This window comes from Rhodococcus sp. ENV425 (assembly GCF_002887785.1).
GTDB classification, from domain to species: Bacteria; Actinomycetota; Actinomycetes; order Mycobacteriales; family Mycobacteriaceae; genus Rhodococcus; species Rhodococcus aetherivorans.
In genome coordinates this window covers 1-7,473 of sequence record NZ_PCZU01000143.1, presented here as the reverse complement: position 1 = coordinate 7,473, position 7,473 = coordinate 1, and the positions used below count along the sequence as shown (strand labels likewise).

7 protein-coding genes are annotated in these 7,473 nt (G+C 70.3%); 3 read left to right on the top strand and 4 right to left on the bottom strand.

Going from position 1 to position 7,473, the window contains the following annotated elements; genetic code table 11:
- A partial coding sequence (locus tag CQZ88_RS11095) for a coiled-coil domain-containing protein (RefSeq protein ID WP_374703820.1) occupies positions 1 to 534 on the bottom strand: 534 nt, incomplete at its 3' end.
- A gap of 345 nt (positions 535 to 879) precedes the next feature.
- Entirely contained in the window at positions 880 to 1,425 is a 546-nt protein-coding gene (locus CQZ88_RS11090) for a DUF6676 family protein (protein ID WP_006939285.1), read from the bottom strand.
- 257 nt (positions 1,426 to 1,682) lie between these two features.
- On the opposite strand from CQZ88_RS11090, the gene acnA reads away from it, so the two are divergent.
- Together acnA and CQZ88_RS11080 are read left to right on the top strand one after the other, a co-directional pair.
- A complete protein-coding gene (gene acnA / locus CQZ88_RS11085; RefSeq protein ID WP_006939284.1) occupies positions 1,683 to 4,487 on the top strand; it encodes an aconitate hydratase AcnA in 2,805 nt (934 codons plus the stop codon).
- A gap of 97 nt (positions 4,488 to 4,584) precedes the next feature.
- The gene (locus CQZ88_RS11080) at positions 4,585 to 5,157 is read left to right on the top strand and encodes a TetR/AcrR family transcriptional regulator (RefSeq protein WP_006939281.1); all 573 of its coding nucleotides are present in this window, start codon (positions 4,585 to 4,587) and stop codon (positions 5,155 to 5,157) included.
- A 5-nt stretch (positions 5,158 to 5,162) separates the two neighbouring features.
- Here CQZ88_RS11080 and CQZ88_RS11075 read toward each other — a convergent pair whose 3' ends face one another.
- Both CQZ88_RS11075 and CQZ88_RS11070 read right to left on the bottom strand, forming a co-directional pair.
- Positions 5,163 to 5,408, bottom strand: coding sequence for a helix-turn-helix domain-containing protein (locus CQZ88_RS11075; protein WP_006939279.1), 246 nt, complete (start codon positions 5,406 to 5,408; stop codon positions 5,163 to 5,165).
- 154 nt (positions 5,409 to 5,562) lie between these two features.
- Positions 5,563 to 7,191 carry an ABC-F family ATP-binding cassette domain-containing protein gene (locus tag CQZ88_RS11070; RefSeq protein ID WP_102799751.1) on the bottom strand — a complete coding sequence of 543 codons (1,629 nt, stop codon included), beginning with the start codon at positions 7,189 to 7,191 and terminating at the stop codon, positions 5,563 to 5,565.
- 125 nt (positions 7,192 to 7,316) lie between these two features.
- Between CQZ88_RS11070 and CQZ88_RS11065 the strand changes: the two genes are divergently transcribed.
- A partial coding sequence (locus CQZ88_RS11065; RefSeq protein WP_146034296.1) for an SDR family NAD(P)-dependent oxidoreductase occupies positions 7,317 to 7,473 on the top strand: 157 nt, incomplete at its 3' end.

Genomic DNA, 7,473 nt, shown 5'->3' with positions numbered 1-7,473 from the left:
CGCGGAGAGCAGGCGCATGATCTGGGCGCGGTCGAGCAGGTCGTCGGGACCGGTGGAGCCGATGAACGAGGCGAGGGAGGCGACATTGGTGCCCTGGACGTAGCTGTCGCGGGCGAACGCGTCGAAGTCCTGCTGCGCCTGCCGGATCCGGGTGCCCGCGTCCTTCAGCGCCTGCTGCGACAGGGCGACCGCGTGGGCGGCGGCGTCGGCGGCGTCGCGGGCGGACTGCAGGTCCACGAGGGCACGGTTGACGTTCTCCCGCTTGACCGCGACCTGATTCTCGAGTTCGGCGAGTTGCTGGTCGGCGGTGGCGATCCGGAGGATGAGGCTGCCCACCTGGTCCACCCCGGCGGCGACGGCCACCCCGGCGGCCGCGAGATCGGCATCGCTGGGATTCGGCGGCGGGGACGGTACCGCGCCGGCGGACGCGGCGGTACCCGCGATCAGGGAGGCGGCCAGGCCGAGACCGAGAACCAGCCGGGTCGTGCGGGACAGTCGGCGTCTTCGCGGCGTCCGCGACGGCTGTCGGGACATCGCCTGCCGTATACCGCTTCGCCTCACATCGCCCTCCCTCGGTCGCGCCGGCGGGACGCACCCGAGCGCAACCTGGAAAGGGGTCGCCGCAGCAGCGATCCACCGCGGACGAGGCCGCGGTTGCATCGCTCGGCAGCCCGGCGTCGCCTCACGGTTCGCACCGCGACCCGACTCCGGGTATGTGTGACACCCCTTCCCCAAGAGCGCCAAGTGCACCGTACGACACTTTGCACCCCGAGGAAACTCCAGTCACAAATAACAGAAGGGTAATTCGACCTGTGTCAACGCCCTGAACTGTGACGACGGCCACAGTGGTGGCCGGGAAAATTCTCGGTGCGGTCCCGGTCAGCGGGCGGGCCGGTCGGCAGCGACCGTCTCCGCCCCGCCGGTGTCGCCGCGGCGACGGACCGCCTTGGCGAGGTACGTGGCCCCCGCCGCGCCCGCGACCGCGAGCAGCAGCAGCACCGTCAGCAGCGTCCAGGGCGGCGCGGGCTCGGTGAGTGCGTCGACGAAGTTGGACGCCGAGACGACCGGATCGCCGGTGTAGGTGCGGTCCTGCGCGGACTCGAGGAGCACCCGGTCGATGCTGTCGCTGTGGGCGCCGGCCCAGCCGGGGCTCAGCACGAGCACGGTGCCGCCGTCCTCGCCGGCGACGTCGGTCGCGAGGTCGCGCAGTTGCGAGTCGAGCCGGGGATCGCGGTCGAGCACGACGATGCTCAGGTCGATGCCGTGCTGTTGCGCGCGTTCGACGACGGCGACCAGGTCGTCGACGCGGTCCGGGGGTGCCGAGACCTGGTCGTCGGCGAGATCGGCGAGGACCTGCTCGAGCGAGACACCCGGGGGGAGGTCGGTGGCCGACGGTGTCAGGACACGTGACAGGGGCGCAGACATCTCTCTCCGTGGGGCTCGACGGCCACCGCTCGTGCGGCGCCGTTCGTACCCTACGCGACGGCGCCGCGGCGGCGGCCGGACGCCGGATCGGCGGTTGTGTCCCATCGGTTCACAGGACAAGCGTACTGTTAGACTTGCCGCGAGACGCCTCCGACGCCGTCCGGCCCTGTTCTGCGGCCCGGCTCGGCTCCGGGGCCTCGCTTCGGCCGTCGACACAGCCCCGTCGGCGGCGAGCCTCATCGACGAGTGGAGCTGACGTGAGCACCAGTATTGATTCGTTCGGCGCCAAGGGGACGCTGGAGGTCGGAGAGAACTCCTACGAGATCTTCCGCCTCTCGGCTGTTCCGGGCACCGAGAAACTCCCTTACGCACTGAAGGTTCTCGCCGAGAACCTGCTGCGCACCGAAGACGGTGCGAACATCACCGCCGATCACATCCGCGCCATCGCGAGCTGGGATCCGTCGGCCGAGCCGAGCGTCGAGATCCAGTTCACGCCCGCCCGCGTGATCATGCAGGACTTCACCGGCGTGCCCTGCATCGTCGACCTCGCCACGATGCGCGAGGCCGTCGAGACCCTCGGCGGCGACCCGAACAAGGTCAACCCGCTGGCCCCCGCCGAGATGGTCATCGACCACTCCGTGATCATCGACGTCGCCGGCCGCGCCGACGCCTTCGAGCGCAACGTCGACATCGAGTACCAGCGCAACGGGGAGCGCTACCAGTTCCTGCGCTGGGGCCAGGGTGCCTTCGACGACTTCAAGGTCGTCCCGCCCGGCACCGGCATCGTGCACCAGGTCAACATCGAGCACCTCGCGCGCACCGTCATGGTCCGGAACGGCCAGGCCTACCCCGACACCTGCGTCGGCACCGACTCGCACACCACCATGGTCAACGGCCTGGGCGTGCTCGGCTGGGGCGTCGGCGGCATCGAGGCCGAGGCCGCGATGCTCGGCCAGCCGGTCTCCATGCTCATCCCGCGCGTGGTCGGGTTCAAGCTCACCGGTGAGATCAAGCCGGGCGTGACCGCCACCGACGTGGTCCTCACCGTCACCGAGATGCTGCGCAAGCACGGTGTCGTCGGCAAGTTCGTCGAGTTCTACGGCAAGGGCGTCGCCGAGGTGCCGCTGGCCAACCGCGCCACCCTGGGCAACATGAGCCCCGAGTTCGGCTCCACCGCGGCGATCTTCCCGATCGACGAGGAGACCGTGAACTACCTGCGCCTGACCGGTCGCAGCGACGAGCAGCTCGCCCTCGTCGAGGCCTACGCCAAGGAGCAGGGCCTGTGGCACGACGCGGATGTCGAGCCGCAGTACTCCGAGTACCTCGAGCTCGACCTCGGTGACGTGGTTCCGTCCATCGCCGGCCCGAAGCGCCCGCAGGACCGGATCCTGCTGTCGGAGTCGAAGAGCGCCTTCCGCAAGGACATCCACAACTACGTGGAGGAGCACCACCCGGCCGACCACACCCAGCTCGACGAGGCCGTCGAGGAGTCCTTCCCGGCGTCCGACCCGGTCGCCCTGTCCTTCGCCGACGACGGTGCCGTGAATGTCCAGTCGGCCGCGAACGGCTCCGAGGGCCGGCCGACCAAGCCGGTCAAGGTCGTCTCCGAGGAGAAGGGCGAGTTCGTCCTCGACCACGGTGCCGTCGTGATCGCCTCCATCACCTCCTGCACCAACACCTCGAACCCGTCCGTGATGCTCGGCGCCGCGCTGCTCGCCCGCAACGCCGTCGAGAAGGGCCTGTCGGCCAAGCCGTGGGTCAAGACCTCCATGGCCCCCGGCTCGCAGGTCGTCACCGACTACTACGAGAAGGCCGGCCTGTGGCCGTACCTCGAGAAGCTCGGCTTCTACCTCGTCGGCTACGGCTGCGCCACCTGCATCGGCAACTCCGGCCCGCTGGACGAGGCGATCAGCAAGGCCATCAACGACAACGACCTGACGGCCACCGCGGTGCTCTCCGGCAACCGCAACTTCGAGGGTCGCATCTCCCCCGACGTGAAGATGAACTACCTGGCGTCCCCGCCGCTGGTCATCGCCTACGCCCTCGCCGGCACGATGGACTTCGACTTCGAGCACGACGCCCTCGGCCAGGATGCCGACGGCAACGACGTGTTCCTGAAGGACATCTGGCCCTCCGCCCAGGAGATCCAGGACACCATCGGCTCCGCGATCAGCCAGGAGATGTACGTCAAGGGCTACGCGGACGTGTTCAAGGGCGACGAGCGCTGGCGTGGCCTGCCCACCCCGGAGGGCAAGACCTTCGAGTGGGATCCCCAGTCCACCTACGTGCGTAAGCCCCCGTACTTCGAGGGCATGCCCAAGACCCCGGCTCCGGTCACGGACATCAAGGGGGCGCGGGTGCTCGCGCTGCTCGGCGATTCGGTCACCACCGACCACATCTCCCCCGCCGGCAACATCAAGGCGGGCACCCCGGCCGCGCAGTACCTCGAGGCCAACGGTGTCGAGCGCAAGGACTTCAACTCCTACGGCTCGCGGCGCGGCAACCACGAGGTGATGATCCGCGGCACGTTCGCGAACATCCGGCTGCGCAACCAGCTCCTCGACGACGTCTCGGGCGGCTACACCCGCGACTTCACGCAGGACGGCGGCCCGCAGGCGTTCATCTACGACGCGTCGCAGAACTACCAGAAGGCCGGCATCCCGCTGGTCGTGCTGGGCGGCAAGGAGTACGGCTCCGGTTCCTCGCGGGACTGGGCCGCCAAGGGCACCAGCCTGCTCGGCGTCAAGGCCGTCATCACCGAGTCGTTCGAGCGGATCCACCGCTCCAACCTCATCGGCATGGGTGTCGTCCCGCTGCAGTTCCCCGCCGGCGAGTCGGCCGCCTCGCTGAAGCTGAACGGCACCGAGGTCTACGACATCGAGGGCATCGAGAAGCTGAACGAGGGCGTCACCCCGAAGACCGTCAAGGTCACCGCGACCCGGGAGAACGGCGAGAAGGTCGTCTTCGACGCGGTCGTGCGGATCGACACCCCCGGTGAGGCGGACTACTACCGCAACGGCGGCATCCTGCAGTACGTGCTGCGCAACATGATCAAGGGCTGACGTCCGAGATCGGTTCACCGCACACGCAGTGCACCGGCGGCGGGCTCGGGACGTCTCGTCTCGGGCCCGCCGTCTCTTCCCCGAAAGGACGTTCGCGGTGCCCAAGGTCAGTGAGGACCACCTCGCCGCACGCCGGAGTCAGATCCTCGCCGGCGCGCGACGGTGCTTCGCCGAGTTCGGCTACGACGGCGCCACGGTGCGCCGCCTGGAGGACGCCACGGGACTGTCCCGCGGCGCGATCTTCCATCACTTCAAGGACAAGGACGGGCTGTTCCTGGCGCTGGCCCAGGAGGATGCGGCGCGGATGGCCGACGTCGCCGCCGAGCAGGGCCTCGTGCAGGTGATGCGGGACATGCTCGCCTCACCGGAGCAGTTCGACTGGCTCGGCACCCGGCTGGAGATCACCCGGCGCCTGCGCACCGACCCGGACTTCGCGAAGGCGTGGACACAGCACTCCGCCGAGCTGACCAAGGCGACCGTGGGCCGGCTCGAGCGGCAACGCGAAGCCGGCCGGCTGCGCGACGACGTGCCGACCGAGGTGGTGCTCAGCTACCTGGACCTGGTCCTCGACGGCCTCATCGCGCGGCTCGCCTCGGGCACCGCCGACAGCGAACTGTCGGCGGTACTGGACCTGGTCGAGGAGTCCGTGCGACGGACCGCCGCCGGCTGACCCGCTCAGGTCGAGGCGCGCGCCGCGCTCCGCCGGTTCGGTCCGCCCCGGCCACGCAGCGCTACATGGGACTCCACGAGCACGTTGTGCACGAACCCGTAGGAACGGCCCGTCTCCTGCGCCAGCGTCCGGATGCTCGCCCCGGCCTCGTAGCGGCGTTTCAGTTCTGCCTGGAGACGGTCACGCGATTCCCCCGTGACCCGTGTGCCCTTGGTCAGTACATTCCCGGCGTGCCCGGATTTGCGTGCCATCGGATCCTCCCGTCGGCTCGGCAAGGCCCCGCTTCCAGGCTAGTGGACGGGGCGAGGTGCCGGGAGGAATCGCGCAGGTCCGGGCCGCGGCCGCACCCCGCGCCGGCACGATCGGCTCCGGGTACTCCCGCGCACGGTCACGCAGGGCCGGACCTCACGCCAGCTGGATCAGCTCCAGGTACTCCTGCGACCAGTGGTCCTCGGAACCGTCCGGCAGCAGGATCACCCGCTCCGGATCGAGCGCCTCGGCCGCGCCGGGATCGTGGGTGACGAGCACGACCGCACCGGCGTAGCTGCGCAGCGCGTCGAGCACCTGCTCCCGCGAGACCGGATCGAGGTTGTTGGTCGGCTCGTCGAGCAGCAGCACGTTCGCCGCGGACGACACCAGTCCGGCCAGCGCCAGCCGGGTCTTCTCACCGCCGGACAGCGTCCCGGCCGGCTGGTCGAGCTGCGGGCCGGTGAACATGAACGCCCCGAGCAACCCCCGCAGGTCCTGCTCCCCCGCGTCCGGCGCCGCGTGCCGGATGTTCTCCCACACCGTCGCGTCGTCGTCGAGGGTGTCGTGCTCCTGGGCGAAGTAGCCGATCTTCAGGCCGTGGCCGGGCGCCAGCCGGCCCGCGTCCGGGGGCTCCACCCCCGCGAGCAGGCGCAGCAGCGTGGTCTTTCCGGCACCGTTGAGACCGAGCACGACGACGCGGCTGCCCCGGTCGATCGCCAGGTCCACACCGGTGAAGATCTCCAGCGAGCCGTACACCTTCGTCAGGCTCTCGGCCATGAGCGGGGTCTTGCCACACGGCGCCGGCTCCGGGAACCGGATCTTGGCCACCTTGTCGGCCACCCGCACCTCGTCGAGCTCGGCGAGCAGCTTGTCGGCGCGCTTGGCCATGTTCTGCGCCGCGACGGCCTTGGTGGCCTTCGCGCCGAGCTTGGCCGCCTGCTGCCGCAGGGCGGACGCCTTCTTCTCGGCGTTGGCGCGTTCGCGGCGACGGCGCGCCTCGTCGGTGGCCCGCGCGTCGAGGTACTTCTTCCAGCCCATGTTGTAGATGTCGGCCTCGCCGCGCACCGCGTCGAGGAACCACACCTTGTTCACGACGTCGGCGAGCAGGTCCACGTCGTGGCTGATGACGACCAGGCCGCCGTCGTGGTTCTGCAGGAATCCGCGCAGCCAGGTGATCGAGTCGGCGTCGAGGTGGTTGGTGGGCTCGTCGAGCAGCAGGGTGGTGGTGGACTTGCCGGAGCCGTCGGAGGCGGCGAACAGGATGCGGGCGAGTTCGACGCGGCGGCGCTGACCACCGGACAGGGTGCGCAGGGGCTGGCCCAGGACCCGGTCCGGCAGTCCGAGGCTGGTGCAGATCCGGGCGGCCTCGGACTCGGCCTCGTACCCGCCGAGCGCCGAGAAGCGTTCCTCGAGCGACCCGTACTTGCGTACCGCCCGGTCACGGACGTTCTCGTCGACGGCCTCGGCCATGACGGCCTGCTGCTTCTCCATCGCGCGCAGGATCTCGTCGAGGCCGCGGGCGGAGAGCACACGGTCCTTGGCCAGGACGTCCAGGTTGCCCTCGCGGGGATCCTGCGGCAGGTAACCGAGGTCGCCGGAGCGGACGACGGCGCCCGCGTACGGCTCGCCCTCCCCCGCGAGGATGCGCAGGGTGGTGGTCTTGCCGGCACCGTTGCGCCCGACCAGCCCGATCCGGTCGCCGGGCTGCACCCGCAGCGCCGGGCCCGGCGCCGAGAGCAGCGTCCGCACGCCGGCGCGGACTTCCAGATCGGTGGCGGTGATCACGCGTGAGGCTCCTCGGGGACGACTCGGATTGGCTGCCAATGATGCCGCAGGGGCAGGCGCACGAACCATTCATTTTACCGTGTCCACCCCGGGATGCCGGGGTGAGATGCGCTACGTTCGCCGGCATGACCACTTCCCCCGACACCTCCCCCGGCTCCGACCTCACGGGCCGCGCGGCGCTGGTCACCGGAGCGAGCCGCGGGATCGGCAAGGCGATCGCAGCGGCGCTGCTCGCCCGCGGCGCGAGCGTGGCCCTCACGGCCCGCCACGCCGAGCCGCTCG